General features: G+C 66.9%; 25 protein-coding genes. 13 read left to right on the forward strand and 12 right to left on the reverse strand.

From position 1 onward, the window contains the following. Positions 1 to 288: 288 nt before the first annotated feature. A complete protein-coding gene (locus NP4_RS32160; protein ID WP_068005992.1) occupies positions 289 to 828 on the reverse strand; it encodes a hypothetical protein in 540 nt (179 codons plus the stop codon). Between the two features lie 172 nt (positions 829 to 1,000). Between NP4_RS32160 and NP4_RS32165 the strand changes: the two genes are divergently transcribed. Further along, entirely contained in the window at positions 1,001 to 2,161 is a 1,161-nt protein-coding gene (locus NP4_RS32165; protein ID WP_211335935.1) for a serine hydrolase domain-containing protein, read from the forward strand. Between the two features lie 101 nt (positions 2,162 to 2,262). Here the strand turns inward: NP4_RS32165 and NP4_RS32170 are convergent, their stop codons facing one another. The 3 genes from NP4_RS32170 to NP4_RS32180 all read right to left on the reverse strand — a co-directional run bounded on the left by NP4_RS32170 (position 2,263) and on the right by NP4_RS32180 (position 3,891). Continuing rightward, a complete protein-coding gene (locus NP4_RS32170; RefSeq protein ID WP_068005995.1) occupies positions 2,263 to 2,535 on the reverse strand; it encodes an acyl carrier protein in 273 nt (90 codons plus the stop codon). Positions 2,536 to 2,673: 138 nt separating this feature from the next. After that, positions 2,674 to 3,603 carry an LGFP repeat-containing protein gene (locus NP4_RS32175; protein ID WP_082876414.1) on the reverse strand — a complete coding sequence of 310 codons (930 nt, stop codon included), beginning with the start codon at positions 3,601 to 3,603 and terminating at the stop codon, positions 2,674 to 2,676. A gap of 27 nt (positions 3,604 to 3,630) precedes the next feature. Next, on the reverse strand, positions 3,631 to 3,891 hold the full coding sequence (locus NP4_RS32180) for a hypothetical protein (RefSeq protein ID WP_062506546.1): 261 nt from the start codon (positions 3,889 to 3,891) through the stop codon (positions 3,631 to 3,633). Between the two features lie 133 nt (positions 3,892 to 4,024). On the opposite strand from NP4_RS32180, the gene NP4_RS32185 reads away from it, so the two are divergent. Further along, positions 4,025 to 4,387 (forward strand): hypothetical protein, encoded by a 363-nt coding sequence (locus tag NP4_RS32185; RefSeq protein ID WP_147288046.1) that lies wholly within the window; start codon positions 4,025 to 4,027, stop codon positions 4,385 to 4,387. Between the two features lie 317 nt (positions 4,388 to 4,704). After that, positions 4,705 to 5,793 carry a polyprenyl synthetase family protein gene (locus tag NP4_RS32190; RefSeq protein WP_068006000.1) on the forward strand — a complete coding sequence of 363 codons (1,089 nt, stop codon included), beginning with the start codon at positions 4,705 to 4,707 and terminating at the stop codon, positions 5,791 to 5,793. Positions 5,794 to 5,893: 100 nt separating this feature from the next. On the opposite strand, the gene NP4_RS32195 is transcribed toward NP4_RS32190, so the two are convergent. The 4 genes from NP4_RS32195 to NP4_RS32210 all read right to left on the reverse strand — a co-directional run bounded on the left by NP4_RS32195 (position 5,894) and on the right by NP4_RS32210 (position 10,184). Continuing rightward, positions 5,894 to 6,979 (reverse strand): TIGR03857 family LLM class F420-dependent oxidoreductase, encoded by a 1,086-nt coding sequence (locus NP4_RS32195; RefSeq protein WP_068006074.1) that lies wholly within the window; start codon positions 6,977 to 6,979, stop codon positions 5,894 to 5,896. Positions 6,980 to 7,014: 35 nt separating this feature from the next. Further along, positions 7,015 to 8,145 carry a phosphotransferase family protein gene (locus NP4_RS32200; RefSeq protein WP_068006001.1) on the reverse strand — a complete coding sequence of 377 codons (1,131 nt, stop codon included), beginning with the start codon at positions 8,143 to 8,145 and terminating at the stop codon, positions 7,015 to 7,017. 88 nt (positions 8,146 to 8,233) lie between these two features. Next, entirely contained in the window at positions 8,234 to 8,869 is a 636-nt protein-coding gene (locus NP4_RS32205) for a TetR/AcrR family transcriptional regulator (protein ID WP_082876415.1), read from the reverse strand. 22 nt (positions 8,870 to 8,891) lie between these two features. Continuing rightward, positions 8,892 to 10,184 (reverse strand): alpha/beta hydrolase, encoded by a 1,293-nt coding sequence (locus NP4_RS32210; RefSeq protein ID WP_068006002.1) that lies wholly within the window; start codon positions 10,182 to 10,184, stop codon positions 8,892 to 8,894. Between the two features lie 96 nt (positions 10,185 to 10,280). Between NP4_RS32210 and NP4_RS32215 the strand changes: the two genes are divergently transcribed. The 6 genes from NP4_RS32215 to glpT all read left to right on the forward strand — a co-directional run bounded on the left by NP4_RS32215 (position 10,281) and on the right by glpT (position 16,478). Further along, positions 10,281 to 10,727: a MarR family winged helix-turn-helix transcriptional regulator gene (locus NP4_RS32215; RefSeq protein ID WP_068006003.1), complete on the forward strand. Its 447-nt coding sequence runs from the start codon at positions 10,281 to 10,283 to the stop codon at positions 10,725 to 10,727. Positions 10,728 to 10,782: 55 nt separating this feature from the next. After that, positions 10,783 to 11,427 (forward strand): TetR/AcrR family transcriptional regulator, encoded by a 645-nt coding sequence (locus NP4_RS32220; RefSeq protein WP_068006004.1) that lies wholly within the window; start codon positions 10,783 to 10,785, stop codon positions 11,425 to 11,427. 136 nt (positions 11,428 to 11,563) lie between these two features. After that, positions 11,564 to 12,418 carry an SAM-dependent methyltransferase gene (locus NP4_RS32225; RefSeq protein ID WP_068006005.1) on the forward strand — a complete coding sequence of 285 codons (855 nt, stop codon included), beginning with the start codon at positions 11,564 to 11,566 and terminating at the stop codon, positions 12,416 to 12,418. Between the two features lie 139 nt (positions 12,419 to 12,557). Next, the gene (locus tag NP4_RS32230; protein ID WP_068006078.1) at positions 12,558 to 13,646 is read left to right on the forward strand and encodes a terpene synthase family protein; all 1,089 of its coding nucleotides are present in this window, start codon (positions 12,558 to 12,560) and stop codon (positions 13,644 to 13,646) included. After that, on the forward strand, positions 13,643 to 15,019 hold the full coding sequence (locus NP4_RS32235; RefSeq protein ID WP_068006007.1) for a cytochrome P450: 1,377 nt from the start codon (positions 13,643 to 13,645) through the stop codon (positions 15,017 to 15,019). Before NP4_RS32230 ends, NP4_RS32235 begins: the two co-directional genes overlap by 4 nt. A 52-nt stretch (positions 15,020 to 15,071) precedes the next feature. Beyond that, complete coding sequence (glpT, locus tag NP4_RS32240) at positions 15,072 to 16,478, forward strand: glycerol-3-phosphate transporter (protein ID WP_211335936.1); 1,407 nt, start codon at positions 15,072 to 15,074, stop codon at positions 16,476 to 16,478. A gap of 1 nt (position 16,479) precedes the next feature. Here glpT and NP4_RS32245 read toward each other — a convergent pair whose 3' ends face one another. Then, positions 16,480 to 17,859: a lipase family protein gene (locus NP4_RS32245; RefSeq protein WP_245998357.1), complete on the reverse strand. Its 1,380-nt coding sequence runs from the start codon at positions 17,857 to 17,859 to the stop codon at positions 16,480 to 16,482. A gap of 219 nt (positions 17,860 to 18,078) precedes the next feature. Next, the gene (locus tag NP4_RS32250) at positions 18,079 to 18,705 is read right to left on the reverse strand and encodes an SRPBCC family protein (RefSeq protein ID WP_082876417.1); all 627 of its coding nucleotides are present in this window, start codon (positions 18,703 to 18,705) and stop codon (positions 18,079 to 18,081) included. A 155-nt stretch (positions 18,706 to 18,860) separates the two neighbouring features. Between NP4_RS32250 and NP4_RS32255 the strand changes: the two genes are divergently transcribed. Both NP4_RS32255 and NP4_RS32260 read left to right on the forward strand, forming a co-directional pair. Beyond that, on the forward strand, positions 18,861 to 20,738 hold the full coding sequence (locus NP4_RS32255) for a S9 family peptidase (RefSeq protein ID WP_068006013.1): 1,878 nt from the start codon (positions 18,861 to 18,863) through the stop codon (positions 20,736 to 20,738). A 61-nt stretch (positions 20,739 to 20,799) separates the two neighbouring features. Next, positions 20,800 to 21,513, forward strand: coding sequence for a MerR family transcriptional regulator (locus NP4_RS32260; RefSeq protein WP_068006014.1), 714 nt, complete (start codon positions 20,800 to 20,802; stop codon positions 21,511 to 21,513). Here the strand turns inward: NP4_RS32260 and NP4_RS32265 are convergent. Then, the gene (locus NP4_RS32265; RefSeq protein ID WP_068006017.1) at positions 21,503 to 22,378 is read right to left on the reverse strand and encodes a LysR family transcriptional regulator; all 876 of its coding nucleotides are present in this window, start codon (positions 22,376 to 22,378) and stop codon (positions 21,503 to 21,505) included. The two genes, NP4_RS32260 and NP4_RS32265, sit on opposite strands and share 11 nt — an antisense overlap. Before the next feature lie 137 nt (positions 22,379 to 22,515). Here NP4_RS32265 and NP4_RS32270 point away from each other — a divergent pair, with 137 nt between their 5' ends. Both NP4_RS32270 and NP4_RS32275 read left to right on the forward strand, forming a co-directional pair. Continuing rightward, positions 22,516 to 23,409: an SMP-30/gluconolactonase/LRE family protein gene (locus NP4_RS32270; RefSeq protein WP_068006020.1), complete on the forward strand. Its 894-nt coding sequence runs from the start codon at positions 22,516 to 22,518 to the stop codon at positions 23,407 to 23,409. Between the two features lie 20 nt (positions 23,410 to 23,429). Then, positions 23,430 to 24,290, forward strand: a complete 861-nt coding sequence (locus tag NP4_RS32275) for a 3-hydroxyacyl-CoA dehydrogenase family protein (protein ID WP_068006023.1) — start codon at positions 23,430 to 23,432, stop codon at positions 24,288 to 24,290. 2 nt (positions 24,291 to 24,292) lie between these two features. Here NP4_RS32275 and NP4_RS32280 read toward each other — a convergent pair whose 3' ends face one another. Next, the gene (locus NP4_RS32280; protein ID WP_068006025.1) at positions 24,293 to 25,159 is read right to left on the reverse strand and encodes an SAM-dependent methyltransferase; all 867 of its coding nucleotides are present in this window, start codon (positions 25,157 to 25,159) and stop codon (positions 24,293 to 24,295) included. Positions 25,160 to 25,263: the final 104 nt, after the last annotated feature.

Consider the following 25,263-nt stretch of genomic DNA (forward strand, 5'->3'; position numbering starts at 1 on the left):
GTGCGGGGACCGCGATATTCGGATTCATCGCCGAGTCGCCGTCACCCTCGTGGGTCGCGAGCGTCGGATCTGCGAGAACCGGCAGGCCGAGGCCATTATTTTCGAACAGAACAATAGCCTCGGCCGGTTGTGAAGACGAACTCTCGATGTCGTTCGGATGTCTTGCGGGTGAACGGGCGGGAACGAGTTCGCGGGTGAACCTCGCCGAAATTTACTGGCCAGCAATATAAGTGGTGGTGATTTTCACATCCGCGAATGCGCTCATGTTAAGCCGGTGCGAGCAATCCTTTACCGCTCCGCATCGGTGAGCAGCAGACGGATACCGCCCGCGGCGGCGCGTACCGCGCTACCGGGCTCGCACTTCGCCGCGGCGGGCGGGGCGAATGCGGTGGGGGTGAATTGTTTTTGTGAGTTGTCGCCTCGGAAGCGTCCGGCGAGGACCTCGCCGCGATAGGACGCGCCCTGGTCGGTGGGTGCGGCGCTGCTGTAATGCACGGTGCTCGAGCGCTCGCCGATGCCGCCGATCCAGCGAATGACCTCGGTGCCGGGCGGCTTGGTCGTCGCCCAGTCGGCGCACGAGACGGTGATGGTGAAGCTTCGGGTGATCTCTCCGGCGCTGGCCCCGGTGGAACAGGCATCGTAGTGATCGGTCTCGGTGATGGTGGTGGGCTTGGCGACGGTGGTGAGGGCGGGGGAGAAGCTGACGTCGAAGTGCCCGGAGCACTCCAGGTGGACGCCTCCGGTCGGTGTCGAGTGCGCCGGTGTCGCCATCGACAGCAGGGTGCCGCCGATGACCGCCGACAGCGCGACGGCGAACCTTTTCCGCATGGATGATCCCCACTCTGTTTCGGCAATGTGCTTGGCACTCAGAGTAGTTGGGGCGCAGCGTATTCGGTCGCTCGCTAGGGGAGCCGTCGGTAGGGGTGACCTCGGGGCCGGATGATTTGCGCGCGGCGGCGATCGAATAGTGTTCGGTACGGCATCTGGTTCAGGAGGAGTGGTGGGGTTGGTGGAAGGGTTCGTCGAGCGCGGATTCGAGTCGGTGCGAGAGGGTTTCGCGCGGGCGCACGACGGCGACGAGGGCGCGGCCCAGCTGTGCGTATATCGCCGGGGGCGCGTGGTGGTGGACCTGTCGACCGGGGCGGACCCGGAGTCGACGTCGGTGCTGATGTCGGTGTCGAAGGGGATCACCGCGACCTGTGCGCACATCCTGGTCGATCGCGGCCTGCTCGATCTCACCGCGCCCGTGCGGGAGTACTGGCCGGAGTTCGCCGCCGAGGGTAAAGCCGACATCACGGTCGCCCAGTTGCTCTCGCATCAGGCCGGGTTGTCGGGATTCGACGCCGAAACGGGTATCGGCGCATGGGAATTGAAGGATTGGACGAGGTGCGCCTCGGCGCTGGCGGCGATGACTCCGCTGTGGCGGCCGGGGACCGCGTTCTATTACCACTCCCTTACCTGGGGCTACCTCGCCGGTGAGCTGATCCGTCGGATCAGCGGCAAAAGCGTCGGTGAGTTCCTCGCCGCCGAGGTCGCCGAACCGCTCGGACTGAGCCTGTGGATCGGCCTGCCCGAGGCCGAGGAATATCGGGTCCTACCGCAGTTCACCCGCCGGCACATGCCCGACGCCGCCGAGGTCGAGGCGATGCTCACCCGGATGGGCGTCGATGTCGGCGCCCGCCTGGTGCGCGCGACACTGGCCACGGTCGCGGCCCGCGACGAGGGCCTGGCGCTGCTCAATACCCGGGACGGACATGCCGCGGAGATCCCGTCCGGCAACGGAATCGGCAATGCGCGGTCGGTCGCGCGCATGTTCGCGGCGGTGATCGGCACGGTCGACGGCATCCGGTTGCTCACTCCGGCGGCCGTCGATCGGGCACGACAGCCGCAGACCGAGGGACTGGGCCACCCGGCCCCACTGGATGTGATGCCGCGCGGCAACTATTTCGCGCACGGATATGAACTCACCCGACCCGCACAGCTGCTCGGCCCGGGGGCGTTCGGTCAGGTCGGATCCGGCGGGCGCATCGGCTTCGCGCATCCGGAATCCGGTGTCGCCGTGGGCTATACATGCACCAATATGATCGGCGACGACACCGGCGGTCCGGATCCGCGCTGGCTGCCGTGGTCGCAGGCACTGCGCGAAACCCTCAGGGGGTGAACGCGTCCAGGTAGCTGTCCGGGTCGATCGGTGCGAACCCCCAACGGCGGCCGCGCCGAGGGGCCGGAGCTGGAATCGGCCACCGAGAACGAACTACGGGGTCAATTCGCTTGGTCCTCCACCAATTTCGCCTCCATTTTCTGCACGTAGACGACCGCGTCGCCCACGGTCCGCAGCTGCGCCAGATCCTCGTCGGGGACCTTGACGTGATAGGTGTCCTCGAGCCGTACGACGATTTCCACCAGTGACAGCGAGTCGATGTCCAGATCCTCGACGAAGGATTTCTCGGCCACCACCTCCGAGGCGTCGATGCCGGTCACCTCCTCGACGATCTCCGCGATGCCCGCGACGATTTCTTCCTGTGTGGTTGCCACGAATCTTCCCTTCCCAGAAGCGATCAACACGAGAACGCTAAAAGCTCCAGCGGGGTGGAGATTCAATAGTTTGTGAGGCGGGCCACACAAATGAACGGCCGGGCCCACCACGTGGCGGGCCCGGCCGCAGGAAACGGATCAGTGATTGGTGCCGGGACGCCAGCGGTGTGCGCCGCCGAGGTGCCCGGTCCGCGGGCCGCCCGCGGTCGCGGGCATACCCGTGGAGCGGGATCCGTGCGAGCTGTCGGATCCGCTACGCGAGACCATGGCCGCCACTGCGCCCGCGAGGGCGGCGATGACCAGGCCGATGGGCAGCGCCCACCACTTCGCGTTGGAATCCCTACCCCACCACCGGTGATCATTGTTGGTCGCCGCGGCGGCCGTGCCCGCGTCGGCGGCCGCACCCGGCGCGGGGCCGGGAGCCGAGACGTCCAGACCGCTCAGCTGACCGGCGATATCCGGTGGGACAGTGGCGAAACCGCTCTCGCGGCTCCAGCGCATCTGGACCGGTGTGCCGTTCTGACCGCTGAAGGTCTGGCTGTAGACGCCGTCGGCGACCGTGGTATCGGTCATCGGCGCGCCGAGCACGCCGTCGGTGGCGTGCAGATGCGACCAGGCGGTTCGGATCGGGCCGCGCACCAGCCACGCGCCGTTCTGCGGGCTCCACTCGATGGTCGCTCCGTCCGGCGCGGAAAACTCGCTGAAGCGGGCCGTACCGGCGACCGGCGCGTCCGACTCGTCGTTCTTCGGATAGCCCAGATTGTTCGCGCCGCCCAGGGCCAGATATTTGTCGAGAATGGCCCCGTACATTACCTTCGCACCCGTATCCGACGAGTAGACGATCTTGCCGCCGCGATAATCCTGTGCGGCGCCGTCGGGGCCGAATGCGTATACCGCGCCGACCTTTTCACCGAGCGGCGAGGACGCGCCGCCCTTGTCCTGATAATGCGAGCTGATCGCGTTGTCGGCATCGGCGGGCTGTGCCGTGGCCGGGGGACTCAGCAGCAGACCGGCGCCCAGCGCGGCGGCGAAGCCGGCGGCGGACACCGATTTCATCCACAATCTCATCGCATGCCTCCTCACGGAATCGGTGAATCAGCGAATGTCGCCGGTCTTCGGCTTGGTGGCGAATCCGACGATCGCCGCGAGCAACGCGCCGACCACGCCGCCGCCCCCGACCTGTGCCAGGATCTGGCCGAAATCCAGTCCGCTACCGGTCGCGGCCTGAATTATCGCCCCCGTGATACCCCCACCGATCGCTCCCGCTCCGCCGGAGACGAGCGGACCCATCGGGCTGTTCGCCCCTCCGATCCCACCTCCGACCACACCACCGAGCAGACCCAGTAGCCACTCCATCCTTCCTCCTTCGAGACGACTCGAAACCGACGGATGTTGCATTGAACACGATAGCCTGCTATTTGCCTGATAAACCCGGATGCGCAAAATGCGGTGGTACGCTCCGGAACGTTTCCTACCCGAGGAGGCATTGATGACCGCGCTACTGCGTCGCGGCCGTTATCTTCTCGCCCTGGTCGCCGTCGCCGCGGCGGTTGTGCTGCCGATGCCGGGTGCGGTCCATTTCCCGGAGACGAGTCTGTTCGACGCCGATTCCGAGAGCCAGATCCGAATCAGCCGAACATTCGCCCGTCTGCTCCACGCGGGCGACGAGCGCCACTCGGACGCACGCTATCGCCGATCCGTGGAGATCGGGAAGATGACTCCCTACGAACAGCGCGGTGGTGACGTTTCGATTCCGGCCGTCCGCTCCGACCTTCGCGACGAGCGCGGTCTCGCGGAGGAGATGCTGCGCAACGGGCGCGGCGCGGTAGGGGTACTCCAGGGGAATCGCTAGCGATGCGTCAGTGATGCGATCCGAGGTTGCCTGAACGTTAAGTAACTGAAATAGTTGGGGACGTCGAAGGCGAAGCTCGGCGGCAGATGCATGAACGACTGCATCGTTTATGCATCGACTGTTGGGTAGTCTTGGCCTACGGCCCGATGAGCCCTGATGGAGGTGATCGATATGCGTGAGACGTTCGAGATGCTGTTCCGGGTGATCCATGACCCGCTGGTCCAGCTGTACTACCTGCTGGACGGTTCGATTCCGCGATGAGCCGTCTGTAGTCGTAATCCCGTGCGGTGCGAACCATTTGGGCGAGAGGTATCGATATGCGAGGCGATGTGACGACGGTCGCGGTGGAGCATCCGTCGCGCTGGCAGTCTCGGGTGCGCGCCGAGGTGGCGGTGGTCGTGCGGGATTTCGTCGGGGACCGATGCCGTGAGTATCTCGAGACCCCGGAGACCGCGGTGCTGGGGCGGGTGATCACCGATTTCGCCTGTGGGGGAAAGTATTTGCGCTCGGCCTTCCAGGTGGCGGGCTGGCTGACCGCGCAAGCGGAGTGCCCGGCCGCGATTCGAGCCGCGGGCAGTGTCGAGCTGCTGCACTGCTTCGCGCTGATCCAAGACGATGTGATGGACCAGTCCCCGCGCCGCCGGGGTGCGCCCGCGGCGCATGTGACCTTCGCCGAATGGCATGGGCGGCAAGGGCTTTCCGGATCCTCGCAGCGGTTCGGCGAATCCGCCGCGGTACTGGCGTCGGATCTGTGCCTGGTCTGGGCGGAGCAGCTGCTGCGCGAGAGCGGCGTGGCCGCGCAGCCGCTGGCGCGGGCGCTGCGGCGCTACGACCTGCTGCGTAGCGAGCTCGCCGTGGGACAGTTCCGCGATGTGGTGAACGAGGCGCGTCGGCGGCCGACACTGCCCGATGTACTCGCCGTGGCCCGGGCCAAATCGGGTAACTACACCGTCCGCAGGCCGCTGGAGTTGGGTGCGGAACTGGCCGGGGCCGCGCCGACCGTGCTGACGGCCCTCGGCCGCTACGGCTCGGCGATCGGGGAGGCCTTTCAACTACGTGACGATCTACTGGGAGTGTTCGGTGATCCGGGGGAGACCGGAAAGCCGATCGGCGACGATATCCGGGCGCGCAAGGCGACCGCGGTGCTGGTACTCGCCCGCGACCACGCCGACGGCGCGGCCCGGCGGGAACTGCGGCGGCTGGACACCGCGACGGACCTCGACGACGCCGCTGTGGCGCGCTACGCGCAGATCGTCGAGGAGTCCGGCACGCGACAGCGCGCCGAGCGGCTGATCGAGCAGCGAGTGGACGAGGGCATCGACGCACTCGCCGCAGTCGATATACCAGCCCGAGCCGACGAGATTTTGGTCCATCTCGCCCGCTCGTGCACCGACCGGGCCCACTGAGGCAGGGGACGGTGACCCCGCGTGAACTCGACGCCGCGGCCCTCACCGATACCGCACTGGGACAAGCGTATTCGCCATGCCGCGCCCGCGTCGCCGCTAGTCACAGGAACTTCCCCGGATTGGCCGCCACCGCCCGGCGCAGCGCGGGCCGCTCGGCCCGGTAGGCGCTGACCACCGAGGCCAGCTCGTGTGGGCTCGCGCCGTGCATGATCACCGAATGGCAGCCCAGATCGAATTCGCGCGAGATCTTCTTCACGCACTGCCGCGGCGTGCCGTAGGCGGCCGAGCTGAGCCATTCGTCGGGGATGAGGGCGTCGAACTGCTCGAGCACCTCGACCGAGGCGGAGGCGTCGATGGGTCCGGCGGCCGCGGCGTCGAGGTAGAGCCGGGTGCCGCGAATGCGCTCCCAGACCTGAGGATCCCAGCCGTTGGCGGCGATGAGCACATCGGCGTAAGCCTGCAGATAGGTCACCAGGCGGCCGGTCCGGCGGCGCAGCCGATCCTCCTCGGAGAGCGCGTCGCTCGCGGTCGCCAGGCACGACCAGATGCGGACGCTGTCGGGATCCTTACCGGCCCGTTCCGCCCCCCGACGCACCGCCGCGACGGATTTGGTGGTCGCCTCATCGGAGAAGAAGGTGTGCAGAACGACGAAATCACCGATCTCCCCGGCGAGTTCGAGCGTTTTCGGACCCACGGCGACGAACCCGATCGGCGGCGAATCCTCGAGACCGTTCTGGTGGTAGAGCACGGGCCACGACCCGGCGGGCCCGTCGTGATCGATGATCGTCTCACCCGCCCAGAGTCGGCGCAGGATGCCGACGAAGTCGCGCAGCTGGGCCGCGGTGACCGCGGGCAGGCCGATCGCCTTCCAATTCGCCGCCATCCCGCGACCGAACGCCATCGCGTAGCGGCCCTCGGTTATGGCCTGCATGGTCGAACCGATGGTCGCGGTGACCATGGGATGGCGGGTGTGGTGATTGGTGGCCGCCGCGGCGATGCCCAGATCGGTTGTGCACCCGGCCAATCCGCCCGACAGTACGGCGGTGTCCTTGACGGTCATGCGTTCGCCGATCATGCACGAACCCAGGCCGATCTCCTCGGCGGTGCGCGCCTCGGGGAACAGGACCCGGGCATCGGCGGGGTGCCTGGTGACGCAGTAATAGGCCAGTTCGTTGAGTTGTTCGATCACGCGAGTGGTGCTCCCTGAATAGGTTCGGATTGTCAGGCGCCGATTTCGGCCAGCAGCTGTTCGACGAGCGGCTTGTGATGGAACACCAGCTCGATATTGTCGGGCCGTTCCATCTCGCCGAAGTGGACCTGCCGCCCGCCCGAGCGCATGAATACGACGCAGTAGTTGAGCGCGGCGAACAGCGTGTACCAGGTGAGCTCCCCGATCCGAACGCCGGAGTATTCGGTGTAGGCCGCCGTCACGTCCTCTTCGCGCAGGAAATCCGGCATGCCGGGCAGGCCGTAGGTATCGGCGATCGTCTGGAAGACGCGGTGCCCGAAGATGAGCCAGGCCAGGTCGAGCTCGCGCGGGCCGATCGTGGCCAGCTCCCAGTCGAGTACCGCGACGGGCGTGAAATCCCGATACATACAGTTGCCGATGCGGGCATCGCCCCACGACAGGACCGTCTCGCCGGGGGACGCGGGCAGATTCGCGGTGAGCCAGTGCAGGATTCGTTCCGCCAGCGGTGAGGAGCCGCTGTCGCGGGCGGCGAACTCGTACCAGGACCGGGCGCGCTCGAGGGTGCGCTCGAGCGAATTCGCGCCGGATTGCCGCGGGTCGAGGAAGGCGAATACGGTGGCCGCGTCGGGGATGGCGTGCAGTCGGGCCAGCGTCTCGATGGTGCTGTGCTGCAACCGCTTCTGCTGTTCGGCGCTCGCGTCGAACAGCCAGTTGTCGCCGAAGGTGTAGGGCATGACATCCGGTGGCACCAGGCCGTCGATCCGGTCCATCAGCAGAAACGGCGTGCCGAGCACATCGCCGGTGGATTCGATGAATCGCACCCGGGGTACGGGAACCCCGCTCGACTCGGCGACGATGCGCATGGTGTCGAACTGATCGCGCAGGTTGTAGTGCTCGAGGATGGGGAAATCGCCCGGGGCGGGCGCCATTCGGGCGATCAGCTCGGCGCGCTGCGCGATTCCGGCCTCGGTCCAGGTCATGTCCAGCACGAGGGTTTCCGCGGACATGCCGTTGCTGTCGATACCCGAGCGCAGGGTGATATTCGGGGCGGCGTCGGCGGGCAGCCGCGTGGCCAGCCACTCGGTGAGGCGGGGGATCAGCGTGCCGGTGTCGCGGCTGCTGCGCTGCAGTCGCATACCCGATTCCGCTCGATCTCGAGACATCGATCACTCCTGACAACTGTGCGAAAGCCGCCGGTAACCATCGGCTTTCGCATTTCAATTGTCAACAAGGGTTCTCAATGAACGGGAGTCACCGCAGGTAAGCGGTGATGGCATCGACCAATCCCTGTAGCGCGCTTGCCACATCGGCGGCGGGGGTGACGCGGCGCTCGTTATTGATACCGCGTATGGCCGGTGGGATCAGGCAGCGGATCCGGTCCACCTTGTCCGCGTCCAGGGCCAGATCGGCCAGGGAGTATTCGAAGGCGCGCAGCCACGCGTTCTCGTATTCGGCCATGGCCGCCGCGGTCCGGGGGAACAGCGAAAGTCGTTCGGCCTGCTCGTTGGGCAGCCCGGCGCGCAGCGTTTCGACCGCGCGACCCTCGGGTGTGCCGAGGATGGTCCAGATGGCATCGACCATCTCCCACACCCGATCCCGAATCGATCCGCTGAACACCGGCCAGCTCTCCGGGCTGTTCGCGCCGCTGCGATCGGTCAATTCGACCAGCACCGCGGCCCACAGCCCGTCGAGATCACCGAACTGATGCTTCAGCGTCCCCCAGCTGACCCCCGCCTCCCGGGCCACCCGATTGGCCGACAGCGGTTCCCCGGATCCCTCGGCCAGACAGACGATCGCGATATCGAGCAGCCGCTGCCGGGTCTCGCGCCCCCGCCGATTCAGCCTGGTCCCGGCCGCGGACTGCATCGTCGAATTCGCTCCGGCCATCGGTACTTCCATTCCGCTCGGTCTAGGTGGTCTGCACCCCGAGCCTTGCACAATCGCGCCGCGCGCTCCGCAACCGCTCGATCTCGAACGGCACCGCGCCCGACCACCATTGGGGATCGGCCGTGCCGTCGGTGGTGCGACCGTCGCGATGGATGTAGTGGCGCACATCGCGACCCGGCTCGGCGAGCTCGCCGGACAGGGCCCGCTCGAGCCATTCGGCGCCGAAACGGAACGCCTCGGCCGCGACACCGCCCAGCGGATGGAACTCGCCCTCGTAGACGCGAATCTCCTTGGGCGCGCGGACGAGTTCGTAGTTGGCCAGGGCCTGCTCGAGCGGGGTCAGCTCGTCGAATTCGCCGATCCCGTAGAGCACCGGGCAGGTGATGTCGCCGACCAGATCGCCCAGCGGCATACGTTCGACCAACTCCCGGTCGAACGCGTCCTCGTCGTCGTAACCGGCCATGTACATGAAATTGGCCTTGAAGGTCGGTTGGGCGCGTTCGAAGATCGTGCGGAAGTCGCCCGTGGGCGCCTCGAACGCTGCCAGCGCCGCGAGTCGCGGCTCGGTGGCGGCCGCCCGGGAACCCCAGTAGCCGCTCATGCTGATGCCGAACATGCCGATCCGCCGGGGGTCCACGCCGGGCAGCTCGCTCAGATAGTCGAGGTAACGGCTCACGGCGCGTTGGTAATTGGTGAGATCCACGGTCAGGCCTCCGGCGCGGCTCTCGCCCTGGCCGGGACCCTCGATGGACAGGGCGACCATGCCCCGCGAGGTGTAGTAGCGCTCGGCGGCGTAGAGGTAGTCCTCCTTGATCATGTCCATACCGGGTCCGAGGATCACCGCCGGTGCGTCCCGCAGCGGACCTTCCGGAAGGTGCAGCAGCGCGAAGATCCGCTCGCCCTCGAAGTCCAGCGTCACCCGGCGGACCAGGCCGCCTCGCAGTGCGCCCAATCGCCGCACGCAGTGGTCGGTGCGCTGCCGGAAGGCGCGTTTGCGGGGATCGGCGGCATCGAAGATCGAGTACTGCGCCCGGCCCCACATCACCGCGGCCCGCGTATAGAGGTCGACGGCGGTGCGCGCGAAGCCGTTTCGTTCGTGATGGGCGGCGCGCTCCTCGGTCTGCGCGGCGACGGTGGCCCAGGCCTTCGGCAGCATCGCGCCGCTGCGCACGAGTTCGAAGACCTTGTCGAAATCGGTGTGGTCGTGGCCGAGCTGTTCCATGGTGCCCTTGGCCTGCGGGTGCAGGGCGTCGAATCCACCCTGGGCCAGTGCGATGTCGAGGGCCCAGCTCTGGCCTGTCGCGCGTGCGGTCATCTCGGAACTCCTTCGAGTTAATGCTAAGTACTTATCTATTAAGTACTTAGGCTAAGCTCGATGTCAACCGCTCGATTGCGTGACAGGAGATATCCGGTGACCGAACAGTCCCGCACGGCCGCTCTGGACGAGCTCGCCCGGACCGTCTATCGGCTCAGTGCGGCCGATTCCCGGCTGCGCGGGCGCGCGACCAGATCGCCCGAGGCGCTGTCGCTCACCCATGCTCGCGCACTGCGGGTGCTCGGCGAACAGGGGCCGCTCACCATCGGTCAACTGGCCGCCGGCACCGAAACCACCGGGGCCGCAACCACTCAGCTGATCAATGGTCTGGTCGCGGCGGGCTATGTCACCCGGGAACGCCGGGCCGGGGACAAGCGCTCGGTGCTGGTCGCGCTCACCGAGACCGGACGCGCCCGCAATCGGGAGCGGATGGCCGCGATGTCGGCGGCCCTGCGGGAGGAACTCGCCGATCAGGACATCACCGCGCTGCGGTCGGCCGTCGAGGTACTGACCCGCTTGATCGCGATCTACGACCGCCTGTAAAGAAAGTGATAGGGTCTAACCTCGGACGCGGGCAGCGAGGACGAGGGGGCCATTCATGACGGACGCGGCCGCGCGGAGTCCGCGCGAGCGCTATCGGCTGCAGATGCAGGCCGAGATCAAGCAGTGTGCCTGGGAGCAGATCGCCACCGACGGCGCGTCGGCGCTGTCGCTCAACGCGATCGCCAAGCAGATGGGTATGAGCGGCCCGGCGCTGTATCGCTACTTCGCCGGGCGCGACGAGCTGATCAGCGCGCTGATTCGGGACGCATACCGAAGTCTGGCCGATACGCTGCGCGCGGTGCGGGACGGCGGCGCGGACGCGGCCGGAATCGCCTCCGCCGCAAGGGATTGGGCCCTGGCCGATCCGCACCGCTACTTTCTCGTCTACGGCACGCCGATCCCCGGTTATCGCGCGCCCGAGGACACCACCGCGATCACCCAGGAGATCATGGCGACCCTGGTCGAGGTCTTCGCCGACCAGCCACCGGTCGAGCCGACCACACCCCTCGACGCCGACCTGGAACGCCATCGCCATTGGGCCCCTGCCGATTCCGACCCCGTCGTCCTGCATCGCGCCCTGTCGTTCTGGACGCGGACACACGGCGTGCTGTCACTGGAACTGGCCGGACACTTCACCGGTATGGGGTTCGACGCCGCCCTGTTGTTCGCCGACGAGGTGAACGGCCTGCTGGCCGACTGAGCCGCCCGAACCCGCCCACGCGGTCGCGCGCGCCGGAATATTCTGGTCGGCAGACCGGCAAATCCGCCGTGGGCACTGGGTCGCTGTGGTTCTAACGGCGCACTTGTGCACGACCCACCGCGAAGGGGAGTCCATCATGGAGAGAACATTCGAGCCGGATGGCGGGCAGGTCGGCTCCCACCTACCGACCGAGATCGATACCAAACACGCGCATCCGGCCCGTTTCTACGACTATTGGCTCGGTGGTAGGGACAACTACCCGGCCGATCGGTCCTTCGGCGACGAGATCGCCGCGCTGATTCCCGGGATCCGGGCCATGGCCCGGGCCAATCGCGGATTCCTCGGTCGCTCGGTGCGCTACGCCATCACCGAACTGGGTATCACTCAGTTCCTGGATATCGGCACCGGCCTGCCGACCGCCCGCAATGTGCACGAGGTCGCCCAGGATGTGGATCCCTCGGCCCGAATCGTCTACGTGGACAACGATCCGCTCGTGTTGGCGCATGCCCGCGCGCTGATGGCGAGCACCCCCGAGGGTCGCACCGCGTTCATCCACGCCGATCTGCACGATCCCGAGTCGATCCTCGACGACCCCATCCTCACCCAGACCCTCGATCTGGATCGTCCGGTCGGCATCATGCTGGTCGCGGTGCTGATGTACTTCCGCGACGACGACGATCCGCACGGTATCGTCGCGAGGCTGCTGGACGCGGTGCCGTCGGGCAGTTCGCTGACCATTTCCCACCCGACCGCCGATGTCGACCGCCGCAGCGCCACCTACGCCGCGGAGACCTCCGAGCGCGGCGGTATCACCATGAACCTGCGCACCCGCGCGGAGACCGAAAGGCTGTTCGCCGGAACCGAGCTCGTGGAACCCGGCGTGGTGTTGCTCGAGGAGTGGCATCCCGAATTGGCCGAGGCGCCGCTGTTCGAGGTCGATCCCGACGCGGGCCCGTCCTGGGCGTGGGCCGGACTCGGCCGCAAACTCTGACCGCGTGGTAATTCCCCTTTCACCCCAACGTATTTCGGCGCATCCAGCCGACCGGTCTGCTACCGTCGATTGATGCTCGCGCCGAGATCGGCACCAGCACAACGGGTTGGGCTCTCGAGGGGTGAGGGGCGTGGTGTCGATGGAGACGACCACAGCGGAAATTACGATAACCCTGCCGCCCATATATCTTCCGGAGCCGCTGCACGCGCATCCGAGCATCGATACGCTCGAGGCTCGCGGCCTGAATTGGATGCGGCGGTACGGTTTCTGCGACGATCCCGCGCTGCGCAATCGCGTGATCGACAGCAGGACAGCGCATTTCTTCGGCTATCTGTGCCCTCATGCCGATCCGGAACGATTGCAACCCGCCGTTGACTGGGGATATCTGATGTTCGTATTCGACGACGCGCATTGTGATATCGACACCGGCACAGACAGTTCCGGAATACTGGACCTGGCCGTGCGCATCGTGCGCACCCTCGAGGTGCCCGACGCGGACGTGTTGCCGCGGCGGCATCCGTTCAGCGCGCCGATCATCGATCTGGCCCGCCGCCTGCACGAGATCGCGACACCCGCGCAGATCCGCCGCCTCGCCGACGGGCATACGACCTGGTTGTCGGCGGTGGCCTGGCAGATCGCCACCTCGGCCAGCGATGCGGTCACCCTCGGCGACTACCTGTTCACCCGCCATCTCGGCGCGGCCGCCGCGCCCGTGCTGACCCTGGCCCAGATCGCCGAGCGCGAACCGGTCCCGGAGGCCGAATGCGCCGCCCCGGCAATGCGGGCGCTGTTCGAAATGTCGGTCACCGCGGCCTCGATCGACGACGACCTGTACTCCTACGCTCGAGATCTGTGGCTGGCCCGGCATTCGCCGACACCGGGGCCGCCCGCGCGCAGTCTGGTCACCCAGTACATCGATCGCGAGGGACACGGTACCGAGGAGGCGCTGTGGGCATGCGTCGAATTGCGCGATCGCATTGTGGCGCAATTCTTCCTGCTGCGCGATCGGGTTCGCCCGGCCGCCTCGCCGTCGCTGCGGCGCTATCTGGACAATCTCGCCGGGCTCATTCGCGGAAACTACGAATGGGGCGTGCGCGTCGCCGATCGCTATTCCAATCCCGACGGCAGCCATCCCGCCGCCACCCGCACGATCGGGACCGTCAGCGATACCCCCGCGGCCGTCGGCCCGCCCGGCATTCCGGCGATCGACTGGTGGTGGTACATATGAGGTCGAACCGATCAATTCCCGTCGCCCCCTGGGGTTTACCGCTCATCGGACATCTGGCGCCGCTGGCGCGCGATCCGCTGGGCTTCCTGTCCTCGCTGCCCGACCGCGGCGGTCTGGTCCGCATCGGCCTGGGCGGTGTCGGCGCGGTGGTGGTGTGCGATCCGGAATTGACACAGCAGGTGCTGCGCCACGACCGGATATTCGACAAGGGCGGCCCGATCATGGAACGCGGCCGCGAGGTGATCGGCAATGGTCTGGTCACCTCGCTGCACCCCACCCATCGCAGGCAGCGGCGACTGCTGCAGCCCGCGTTCACTCGCGACCGCATCGCCGGTTACGCGGAGAAGATGAGCGAATACATCGCCGGGGTGAGCGAATCCTGGTCCGACGGTGCGATTTTGGATGTGCCGCACGAAATGCAGCGGCTCAGCGCGCTCACCACCGCGGCCACCCTGTTCCCGGATACCGTGCCCGAGGACCATATTCGCGCGCTGCTCGCCGATATGAACACCGTCTTCGAATCGGTGATTCGCCGGGTGCTGCTGCCGCGCGCGGTGAACGCGCTGCCCACCCCGGCCAATCGCGCCTTCCGCCTCGCGATCGCGCGCGTCCACGAGACCGTCGACGAGATCATCCACAAACGCCGCACCGCGGGAGACGATCGCGGCGATCTCATCTCGGCGCTGCTGGCGATGGAGAACACCGACGACGACGGTCGCGGTATGACCGACGCCGAGATCACCGATCAGATCATCACCCTGTTCCTGGGCGGCACCGAGACCACGGCCTCGGTGCTGCTGTGGGCGCTGTATCTGCTGGATCAGCATCCCGATATCGCCGCCCGGCTGCGCGCGGAGGTCGATACGGCGCTGACCGACCGCGTCGCGCGCTACGCCGATCTGCCCGGGCTGCCGATCACCCGGAACATCCTCACCGAAACCCTGCGTATCCGGCCGCCCGCGTGGATTCTGACCCGTGTGGTCACCGAGGACACCGAACTCGGCGGTCACCGGCTGGCCGCGGGCACCTCGATCGTGTACAGCCCCTACATCCTGCATCACCGCCCGGATCTGTTCCCGGATCCCGAACGCTTCGATCCGGACCGGTGGGCCTGCGACGCGCCGATCTCGGCCGCCACCCGAAACGCGTTCGCGCCCTTCGGCGGTGGCGCGCGCAAATGTATCGGCGACCATTTCGCGATGATCGAGGCCACCCTGGCGCTGGCGACCATCGCCGCCCGCTGGACCCTGCGTACGCTGCCCGATCGCGACGTCCGCCCCGCGGTGGCGGTGAGCCTGTATCCGCGGCGGCTGCGGATGTCGGTCTCGGAGCGCGCACGGGGCGATTTGCCCGTTCAGACAATTCGCAGCTAACGTCGCACGCTGGCCCTGGTATCGGCGAGGGCTCGGCATACGGTGATCCCGCATGCTCGACAGTCGTGAGTGCCGGGAGGCCGCAATGCTGAGCATCCTCGAGCCCGCTCCCCACCGGGAGCGGTTGCCCGAGAACCAGATCGACCCGCTGTATCGGCGGTTGCGCTGGCAGATCTTCCTCGGCATCTTCTTCGGTTACGCGGCCTACTACCTGGTCCGCAAGAATTTCGCGCTGGCCATCCCCTACCTCACCGACGGCGAGCACGGCGATTTCACCAAAGGTCAGATGGGCCTGGTGTTGTCGGCCATCTCACTGGCCTACGGCATCTCCAAATTCGTCATGGGTCTGATCTCCGATCGCGCCAATCCTCGGGTGTTCCTGCCGCTGGGTCTGGTGCTGTCGGCCTCGGTCATGGTGTTCATGGGGTTCGTGGAGTGGTCGACCTCGAGTGTGCTGGTGATGTTCGTGCTGCTGTTCGTCTGCGGCTGGTTCCAGGGCATGGGTTGGCCGCCGGCCGGGCGCACGATGGTGCACTGGTGGTCGCAGAGCGAGCGCGGGCGGATCGTATCGGTGTGGAATACCGCCCACAATGTCGGCGGCGGCCTGCCGCCGCTGCTGTTCCTGCTGGGTATGGCCTGGTTCCAGGATTGGCGCTCGGCGTTCTACATGCCCGCGTTCCTGGCGGTCGCCGTCGCGATCGCGGCATACGCGCTCATGCGGGATACCCCGCAGTCGGTGGGCCTGCCGCCGATCGAGGAGTACAAGAACGACTATCCGAAGGACTACTCGGCCTCCGACGAGGTGGAGCTGACCGCCAAGCAGATCTTCACCCGCTACATCCTGCCCAACAAGCTGCTCTGGTACATCGCCTTCGCGAACGTGTTCATCTATTTGCTGCGCTACGGCGTACTGGACTGGTCGCCGACCTACCTCAAAGAGGTCAAACACTTCACCCTCGACAAGTCCTCGTGGGCGTACTTCCTCTACGAGTACGCGGGCATTCCCGGTACGCTGCTCGCGGGATGGATGTCGGACAAGGTGTTTCGCGGTAACCGCGGCGCGACGGGTGTGCTGTTCATGGGTCTGGTGACCGCGGCGACGGTGATGTTCTGGATCGCCCCGGCCGATATGCCCGGGGTCAGCATGGCCTGCATGATCGTCATCGGATTCCTCATCTACGGCCCGGTCATGCTGATCGGACTGCACGCCTTGGAGCTGGTGTCGAAGAAGGCGGCCGGATCCGCCGCCGGATTCACCGGACTGTTCGGTTATCTCGGCGGCTCGGTCGCGGCCAGCGCCGTAATCGGTTACACCGTCGATCATCTCGGCTGGAACGGCGGTTTCGCGATTCTGGTCGGCGGCGGCGTCGCCGCGGTATTCCTGTTGCTGCTCACCATGATCAGCGAGAAAAGGCAAGCGGATCCCGAGACGACCGAGGCCGCCGACCAGCGCGTGTGATTCAGCGACCGGATCCGCTGGGCGGGGGATTGCCGATCGGGTATTGAACGAGGGCCGCGATGAGCGTGCCGACCTTGCGCAGCCATTCCGGCCAGGTCGACGGGTCCAGCGCCATCGAGCCCACATCGTTGAAATGGCAGCCCGGCGCGACCGGAACGCCGTCGAAACGATCCTTCATCCAGATCATCTCCTTGGCCCAGCCGATGAGCATCAGGGAGCCGTGCTCGCTGAAGTTGTCGCGGGTGTATTCGATGCGCGCCGCGGGGTCTTTGCAGTAGGTGGCGTAGAGGTCGTTGACCGGACCGACGGGCGCGAGCCAGTCCGGGTTGGAATGGAACATGAACACCGGCATATCCGGTGTGGCGTGGCCCATTCGGATCTTGTCGAAGACCTCCGCGGGCACCGGATCGGAGTACGGGTCCGGGCGATCGAACAGTCCGGTCAGATTCACGAACGGCAGTACGCCGAACGCCCACATGCAGAACGGGGCCTTGATCGCGGCCATGGCCTTGCCGAAACCGTTCATGTGCTGGTCGTAATAGGTCTGCAGCTGCGGGTATTCGCGCGCGGTGGCGAGCATGGCCGACAAGGCGATGCCGGAGGTCATATTGTTGCTGGCCATCCTCGCCGCCGCCAGCAGATCCGGGGCGATGCCGCCCATCGCCGAACCGACGATATTCAATTCCGGTGCGTAGGAAGCCTTCTCCTCGGCGGCATGGCCGGTGGCCACCGCGCCGCCGGAGTAGCCGAGCAGCCCGACCTTGGTGGCGACGCCGTCGAGCCCGAGCTGGTCGAAGTTCTCCGCGGCGCGAACGCTGTCCAGGGTGATGCGCGCATTGAGCGGGCCCGCGCCGAAGGCCATATCGGGGCCGTCGAAATCGGGCATGTTCAGCGCCCAGCCGAAGCCGAGGGCGGTTACGGCGTCGATGAAATCGGTATTGAGCCCGAACGCGCCCGAGATCGGCGCGGGCACCGAGGCCATCTGCAGTTCATAGGACGGCGCGCAGTATTTCGCGCTGGAGTCGATCGGGAATTGGTAGGACAGCAGATTGCGGGGTGAGCCGCCGTTGTCCCCGCGCGGTTTGGCGACGGTGGTGACCGCGGCAATGGGCTCGCCCCGGGTGTTGGTCGAGCGGAACGACAGCTGCCAGGCATCGATGTTGTACGGCCACACCGAGAACGTCGCGAGATGGACCTCGCGCGCGGCGATGATCTCACCGGGCTTCTTATCGGCGACGATCGCCGGATCCGGTCGGTAGAACGCCGCGTCGAACTCCGGCGGGGTGGGCGGAATCGGAAACGGCAGCACCGGCTGCACCGGTACGGGCGGCTCGGCCCACACCGGTGCGGCCGTGGCGACCAGGGTTACCGCAATCAGCACCGATACTTGTGCAAATGACCAACGGCGGAGGAACTTCTTTGTTTCGACGACAACCATGTCGCACTCCTCGGAAGGGCACTATAAGTCAAGGCCCGTCCGGGTAAATGCGAGCCCAGCGGTATCGAACGCGACAAGATCATTTTTGTCAACATTGGCTAATGAATTATGCATTCATACAATTTTCGCGGTGAACTATTGGGCGGAGGCTCGGCCGGATCCCTAGCGGCCCGCCGTGCGGGCCTCGGCGGTCGCCTTCAGATCGCGCAGCCACAGTTCCAGGCCGCCGCCGAGCAGTCCGGTGGCGGTCGGCACGTCCGCCTCGGCCTGGGCTCCGGTCCAGGTCTCCTCGGTGTGCACCGCGACCCCGCCGGGGACCTCGGTGAAGGTCCACACGTGGACGCCCTCATCGATGCGCACGCCCTCGCCGATCGCGGGCCCGCTCCACAGAATGCAGTGGCCGTCGTCGATGCGGCGCACCGTGGAGGTGATGTCCATGACGGTCGCGGCGGTGGTGGCGGTGGCGGGACCCGGTGTGGTCCAGCGGAATTGGGAGCCCGGCTGCAGGGATCGGCCGTCGTCGATGCGATCCATGCTCAGGACCGGCCGCTGCCAGCTCGGCCAGCCCTCGACATCGGTCTGCGTATCCCACACCGTCCGCAGCGGCGCGTCGATCAGAACGTCGGCCCGATAGCGGACGAGGGCCGCGGGGTTGGTGCCCTCACCCTGGCACTGGGCCGGGCCGAAATGCTGCGCCCGCGGGGACGCCGCCTGGGCGTTCGGTGCCGCGACGGCGAGTGTGCCCGCGATGGTGAGGGCGAGGGCCAGAGCGGCGGTGCGATGCTGCATGGGAAACCTTTCGTGACGTCGAATCATGGTGTCCAGCTTCGCGATCGGAAGGTCGTCGTCGCGTCGGTGACTTTCGCCTATCCGATTGCCGACGGACTTGACTGTGCCGTCTCGGCACGGTGTCGACTGGGGGCGCCTCAGCCGAAAGGACCGTCATGCCGCTTCCGGAACCGCTCACCGTGGAAGACCTGTTCGACTCGCCGACCCGCGCGGGCGCGACGATCTCGCCGGATGGCACGCGCTACGCCTTCCTCGCGCCATGGCGCAATCGCCTGAATGTCTGGGTGCAGGACCTGGATTCGCAGACGTCGCCGCGCTGCGTGACCGCAGACGAGAACCGCAGCGTCTTCCGCTACCGCTGGTCCAATGACGCGCGGTGGCTGCTCTATCAGCAGGACGGCGACGGCGACGAGAACTGGCATCTGTTCCGGGTGGATCCGGCGGATCCCGACGCGGGTGCGGTCGATCTCACGCCCTTTCCGGGGGCGCGTGTGCTCGCCTACGAATTGCCCCGCGGCCGTGCCGATATCGCGATCGTGCAGCTGAACCAGCGCGACGTGCTCGAATTCGACGTCTACGAACTCGATCTCGTCACCGGCGAACTCACGATCCTGGCCCGCAATCCGGGTCGCGTCGCGGGCTGGCTGTCCGGTGACGAGGGGGAGCTGTTCGCCACCGTCATGACCGCCGAGGGCGATCTCGAGCTGTGCCGGTGGGAGGCGGGCACTTTGCGCACGGTGACCACCTTCGACGGTATCGACTATCCGCTCGGCGTCTTCCCGATGCTGCCGACCCCGGACGGATCCGGCATCTGGCTCGGGTCCAATCGCGGCACCGATCGGACCCGATTGGTCCGCCTCGACGTGACCACTGGCGTGGAAGTCGAGATCGACAGCCATCCGACCTTCGATCTGGACACCCGCGGCATCGCTTCCGACGGCCAGCTGACGCCGCTGATCCGCGATCCGCGTACCGGCGAGCTGATCGGGGTGCGCTATCTCGGCGAGCGGCAGGTCATCCACGCGCTGGATCCGGGGTTCGCCGCTGTGCTGGAACGACTCTCGGCCCTGTCCGACGGCGATATCGACGAATTGACCTGTGACGACAGCGGTCAGCGCTGGGTGGTGAACTTCGCGCACGACCGCGATCCGCACGTCACCTACTACTACAACCACGCCACGGGCGAGCACCGGCTGCTGTTCCGACCGTATCCGCATCTGAATCCGCGTTCGCTCGCGCCGATGACGCCGGTGTCGATCACCGCGCGCGACGGCCTGTGCCTGCCGTCGTATCTCACGCTGCCCGTCGGCATCGAACCCGACCGGCTGCCGCTGGTGCTGCTCGTGCACGGCGGCCCGTGGGCGCGTGACAGCTGGGGTTACGAGCCGACCGCGCAACTGCTCGCCAATCGCGGATACGCGGTGCTGCAGATCAACTTTCGCGGTTCGACGGGATTCGGCAAGGCCTTCGTCCAGGCGGCGATCGGCGAATTCGCGGGCAGGATGCACGACGACCTGCTGGATGGGGTGCGATGGGCCGTGGCGCGCGGGTATGCCGACCCCGACCGGGTCGCCGTATTCGGCGGCTCCTACGGCGGATACGCGGCACTGGTCGGGGCCTCCTTCACCCCGGATGTCTTCGCCGCGGCCGTGGACTACTGCGGTATCTCGAATCTGGCGAACTTCCTGCGTACCGTGCCCGCCTTCGTGCGGCCGTATCTGATCAACAACTGGTTCCGATACGTCGGCGACCCGAGCGATCCGGATCAGGAGGCGGATATGCTCGCCCGCTCACCCATCACCCGGGCCGACCGGATCCGTATTCCGCTGATGGTGGTGCAGGGCGCCACCGATGTCCGGGTCGTCCAGGCCGAATCCGACAATCTCGTCGAGGCGCTGCGCGCTCGCGGCGTGCAGGTCGAATATCTGCTCGCGCCGAACGAGGGACACGGCTTCGTGAATCCGGAGAACGTGATCGGCATGTATCGCGCGGTGGACCGCTTTCTCGCCGAACATCTGGGCGGGCGGGCTTGACAGTGCCGTAGCGGCATAGTGTCGACTGGCACCCGAGACAGTACGAGAGGGGTGACGGGCCGTGGGATGGAGCACGCGGGAACTGGCCGAGCTCGCGGGTACGACGCTGCGCACCGTGCGGCACTACCACGAGATCGGCCTGCTCGACCAACCCGAACGCCGCGCCAATGGCTACAAGAGCTACGGCGTGACCCATCTGGTCCGGATGCTGCGGATCAGACGGCTCACCGGGCTCGGATTGTCGCTGGCGCAGATCGCGGCGATGGACGACGTCGACGAGCGCCCCGACGAGGCGCTGCGCGCGCTCGATGTCGAACTCGCGCAGACCATCGACCGGCTGCAGCGCACCCGCGACGAACTCGGCCGGATCCTGAGCGGGGAGGCATCGACCCGGCTGCCGTCCGAATTGTCCTCGGTGGCCCCCGATCCGGCGATGAGCGATGCCGAGCGCTCGATGTATTTCGTGATGTCCAGCCTGGCCGGTCCGCAGGGCCTGCGCGCCTGTGCCGAGATGCTGCGAAACCATTGGCGCGTCGTCGAATTCGACACCCTGCCCGCCGACGCCGACGAGGGCCGCCGCGCGCGGGTGGCCGAGCTCATGACCGGCCGCGCGCGTGAGATGTTCGCCGAACACCCCGATATGGCGGCGTGGGCTCTCGACGCCCCGCGCGGGGAGCGGTTCGCCGCGGACACTCTGACCGAAGCGGTCCTGGATCTGTACAACCCCGCGCAGATCGATGTCCTGATCCGCCTCGGCAAAGCGATCAGCGGGTAGTCGTCTCGGTCGGATAGGCGTCGATGACCGGGATGAGCCAGGTATCGGCCGTGCGGCGGACCAGCTGTGTGGTCAGTCGCATATCGACATCGATCAGCGGCAGTACGGCGAAGGCGTTCGGATCGATCTGCTGGGCGGCGTCGGATTCCGGGGCCATGATCGCGAATCGCCGTGTGTCGGTGAGCAGGAGCAGCAGGCCGCCGATATCGGAGAATGTCAGCCCCGAGTCGGGGCGCACACCCGCGTCGATGAGCACCTGCACCGCCCCCGGGGGCAGGGTCCACCGGCGGGGCGGGGGCACGCAGGTGAAGCCGCGTAAGTCCTTGGTCCGCAGAAACTTTCGGCCCGGGAAGTGGCGGGCGTCGAGAATCACCGCCATGGATTCGGTGGACAGTTCGGTGGCCGTCAGATCCGGGTGGGTGATCGGAGCGCGGCAGAACGCGATATCGACCCGATCGGCGAGCAGTTCGGCCTCCATATCGCGCGAGGGCAGCTGGCGCGATTCGATGCGATAGTCGGTCGCGAGGGTGCGCTTGATGCGTGAGATCTGTTCGCGCAGGCCGGGATTGAGGACGTCCGGTACGGCGATGCGCACGAGTGCGGGACTCTCGGAAGCGCGCAGCAGGCCCGGGACCGCGTCGAAGTCCGCCACGAGCCGTTCGGCGATGGGCAGCAGGGTCTCACCCGCCGGAGTCAGGCGGGTGTGGTGGGTCGATCGATCGAACAGCGGCCGCCCGAGTTCGCGTTCGAGCGCCCTGATCCGTTGGCTGAGCGGTGGCACCGACATCTGCAGGGCCTGGGCGGCCCGCGTGAAATTGAGCTCGTGGGCGACCGCGAGGAAGTACCGCAGGTGCCGTATCTCCATGACTACCCATGCTAGCCTGCGGTTTTATCGCCGTGGACATACCGGTTTTCGGTCAATGGTCATTCACTTGATGACTTCAACTAATTAGCTTGGAGTCGGGCGGGCCGAACGGCCAGTGATATCGAGGAGGCGACCGAATGTTCGAATCGTTGCTGGTGCTCGGCATCACCACGAATGTGATCGAGCGGATCAGCCTCGCGGACGGGTCGGTGCGCACCGTCGTCGCCGATACCGGACCCGCTCCCGACGGCCTGGTCGTGGACGCGCGCGGGGGCCGGATCTACTGGACCACGATGGGCCAGGCCCGGTCGGAGTCGGATTTCGACGCCGCCGACGGTTCGATCCGCTCCGCGCGTCTCGACGGATCCGATCAGCGCACGATCGTGCCCACCGGCTCGCTGACCACGGGCAAACAACTGGCAGCCGACTTCACCACCGCGCGTCTGTACTGGGGTGACCGCGAGGGATGCCGCGTCAGCCGCGTCGATATGGACGGGACCGGACTGACCGATCTGGTGATCAACGCGCCGACGGCCGACCGTACCGCCGAATGCGTCGGCGTCGCGGTCGACCCCGCGCAGGGGTACCTCTACTGGACGCAGAAGGGTCCGGCCAAGGGCGGCCGGGGTCGGATTCTGCGTGCGGGACTGGAGATTCCGCTGGGAGAGACCGCCGCGGCCCGGACCGATATCGAGGTCCTCTGGGACGGACTGCCCGAACCGATCGATCTCCATCTCGATCCCGCGACCGCGACGCTGTACTGGACCGATCGCGGCGCGGGCCCCGACGGCAACACCCTCAATCGCGCGGCCGTGCCCCGCAAGGGTCTGCGCGGCGATGCGCCGCAGATCCTCGCCCGGAATTTCACCGAGGCGATCGGGCTGGCCGTGGACACCGACGCCGGACTCGCCTACGTCACCGATCTGGGTGGCACGGTGCGAGCGGTTCCGCTGGATCCCGGCTCGGGCGCAACCGAATTCGTCGTCGCCCGGTTCGAGGGTCGACCGCTGACCGGTATCGCCGGTCTCTGAATTCGAAAGGACGGCACGACATGACATCTCCGATTCCCCTGGACCGCCTCGACCGACCCGCGCTCGTTCTCGGTGCGGGCACCCTCGGACGGCGCATCGCGCTGATGCTGGCCAGTGCGGGCGGTACCGTCCGGATCTACGATCCGGTGGCCGAGACCCGCACCGCCGCAGTCGAATACATCACCGCCGAACTACCGGGCGTGGTCGCCGCGCGCCAGGGAGCGCGTGCCGGACAGGTCGAGTCGAGCGCCGATCTGGACTCGGCGGTGGCGAAGGCCTGGTTGGTCGTGGAGGCCGTTCCCGAACGACTCGAGTTGAAGAAGAAGATCTTCGGCGATCTGGACCGGCTCGCCGAACCCGACGCCATTCTGGCGAGCAACTCCTCCTCCTACGCCAGCCGCCTGTTCCTCGACGAGGTGAGCCGCCCCGAACGGGTGCTCAACATCCACTTCTACATGCCGCCGGATCACACCGCCGCCGACATCATGTCCTGCGGACGGACCGATCGGGCCGTATTGGACTTCGTCCTCGATGTCCTGCCGCGCTTCGGCGTGCACCCGTTCGAAGCACGCAGGGAGAGTACGGGATTCATCTACAACCGCATCTGGGCCGCCGTCAAGCGCGAGGCGCTCGCCGTCGTGGCCGGGGGAGTCGCCACGCCGCGCGACGTCGATGAGATGTGCCGCATGAACGGCGGTATGAGCGCGGGCCCGTTCCGGATGATGGATCAGGTCGGGCTCGATGTGGTGCTCGACATCGAAAATCACTACGCCGCAGAGAATCCCGCGCTGCCCGAGGGGCCGCGCACGCTGCTGCGCGAATACGTCGATCAGGGCAGGCTCGGCGTGAAATCCGGCTCCGGTTTCTACGACTACCCGTAGGTTCACGGCTTGCGCAGGATTCCGCCGTATTCGTAGACGTTGGAACGCCGTTCGGTCGCGCCGGAGTAGGGCCGCAGCGGCTCGGGCACCGGCTCCAACGGCGGCTGATTCGGATCGGGTCGCCAGTCGACCAGATTCACCAGACCGGGTTCGATCGGTTCCAGACCGTCGAACAGGGCGTCCACCTCCGCGCGCGAACGGGTCTGCCACGGAATTCCGGAGGCGTCGATACCCGCGGAGAACGCCTCGGCCACCCGCGGATTGTCGCTGACGACCTGGGAGAAGGCCAGATGGCTGCCCGGCGCCGCGACGGTGTCGATCACGTGCCGCACCGCATGTCGCGCGCCGAGGCCGACCTTGTCGACATCCTTGAGGTGATGGCCGACCGACAGGAACAGCACGGCCACCGGTTCGCTGAAGTCGATCAGGCGGATGACCCCGGGGTCGTCGAGAATCGCTTCGGGCAGGCGCATATCGGCGGTGATCACGGCCGTGGTCGATCCGTGCCCGGCCAGCAGCGCGCGCCCGTGCGCCAGCACGATCGGATCGATGTCGACATAGGCGACGCGCGCCTGTGGTTCGAACCGCTGCGCCACCTCGTGCACATTGTTGTCGGTCGGCAGCCCGCAGCCCATGTCCAGGAATTGCCGGATGCCCGCCTCCTGAACCAGATATCGGACCGCGCGATACAGAAATTGTCGATTCTGACGTGCGATATCGACGCATTCCGGAAATCGGCCGAGCATATAGAACAGAATGTCCCGGTCGACCGGATACACATCCCGTCCGCCCAACATCCACCCGTATGCTCGCGCCGAGGTCGGCCGGTCGAATGGACCCGCCGGATCGCCCCTGTCGCCCGAGCTCATCTGCCATCCTCTCGCCCTGCCACCTCACGCAGACGGTGGCTCCCCGAATATATCCGTCCGCGGGCGATGAGGAGGGATAGTTGGGCAGGAGGATTTCGCCCTTC

It is taken from the genome of Nocardia pseudobrasiliensis NBRC 108224 (genome assembly GCF_001613105.1).
Lineage (GTDB): Bacteria > Actinomycetota > Actinomycetes > Mycobacteriales > Mycobacteriaceae > Nocardia > Nocardia pseudobrasiliensis.

Bases quoted from the DNA above. Each gene is read 5' to 3' on its own strand.
- NP4_RS32160 (WP_068005992.1), bottom strand. From the start codon at position 828: ATGCGGAAAAGGTTCGCCGTCGCGCTGTCGGCGGTCATCGGCGGCACC.
- NP4_RS32175 (WP_082876414.1), bottom strand. From the start codon at position 3,603: ATGAGATTGTGGATGAAATCGGTGTCCGCCGCCGGCTTCGCCGCCGCG.
- NP4_RS32180 (WP_062506546.1), bottom strand. From the start codon at position 3,891: ATGGAGTGGCTACTGGGTCTGCTCGGTGGTGTGGTCGGAGGTGGGATC.
- NP4_RS32185 (WP_147288046.1), top strand. From the start codon at position 4,025: ATGACCGCGCTACTGCGTCGCGGCCGTTATCTTCTCGCCCTGGTCGCC.
- NP4_RS32190 (WP_068006000.1), top strand. From the start codon at position 4,705: ATGCGAGGCGATGTGACGACGGTCGCGGTGGAGCATCCGTCGCGCTGG.
- NP4_RS32200 (WP_068006001.1), bottom strand. From the start codon at position 8,145: ATGTCTCGAGATCGAGCGGAATCGGGTATGCGACTGCAGCGCAGCAGC.
- NP4_RS32205 (WP_082876415.1), bottom strand. From the start codon at position 8,869: ATGGCCGGAGCGAATTCGACGATGCAGTCCGCGGCCGGGACCAGGCTG.
- NP4_RS32210 (WP_068006002.1), bottom strand. From the start codon at position 10,184: ATGACCGCACGCGCGACAGGCCAGAGCTGGGCCCTCGACATCGCACTG.
- NP4_RS32220 (WP_068006004.1), top strand. From the start codon at position 10,783: ATGACGGACGCGGCCGCGCGGAGTCCGCGCGAGCGCTATCGGCTGCAG.
- NP4_RS32225 (WP_068006005.1), top strand. From the start codon at position 11,564: ATGGAGAGAACATTCGAGCCGGATGGCGGGCAGGTCGGCTCCCACCTA.
- NP4_RS32230 (WP_068006078.1), top strand. From the start codon at position 12,558: ATGGAGACGACCACAGCGGAAATTACGATAACCCTGCCGCCCATATAT.
- NP4_RS32235 (WP_068006007.1), top strand. From the start codon at position 13,643: ATGAGGTCGAACCGATCAATTCCCGTCGCCCCCTGGGGTTTACCGCTC.
- glpT (WP_211335936.1), top strand. From the start codon at position 15,072: ATGCTCGACAGTCGTGAGTGCCGGGAGGCCGCAATGCTGAGCATCCTC.
- NP4_RS32250 (WP_082876417.1), bottom strand. From the start codon at position 18,705: ATGCAGCATCGCACCGCCGCTCTGGCCCTCGCCCTCACCATCGCGGGC.
- NP4_RS32255 (WP_068006013.1), top strand. From the start codon at position 18,861: ATGCCGCTTCCGGAACCGCTCACCGTGGAAGACCTGTTCGACTCGCCG.
- NP4_RS32265 (WP_068006017.1), bottom strand. From the start codon at position 22,378: ATGGAGATACGGCACCTGCGGTACTTCCTCGCGGTCGCCCACGAGCTC.
- NP4_RS32270 (WP_068006020.1), top strand. From the start codon at position 22,516: ATGTTCGAATCGTTGCTGGTGCTCGGCATCACCACGAATGTGATCGAG.
- NP4_RS32275 (WP_068006023.1), top strand. From the start codon at position 23,430: ATGACATCTCCGATTCCCCTGGACCGCCTCGACCGACCCGCGCTCGTT.
- NP4_RS32280 (WP_068006025.1), bottom strand. From the start codon at position 25,159: ATGAGCTCGGGCGACAGGGGCGATCCGGCGGGTCCATTCGACCGGCCG.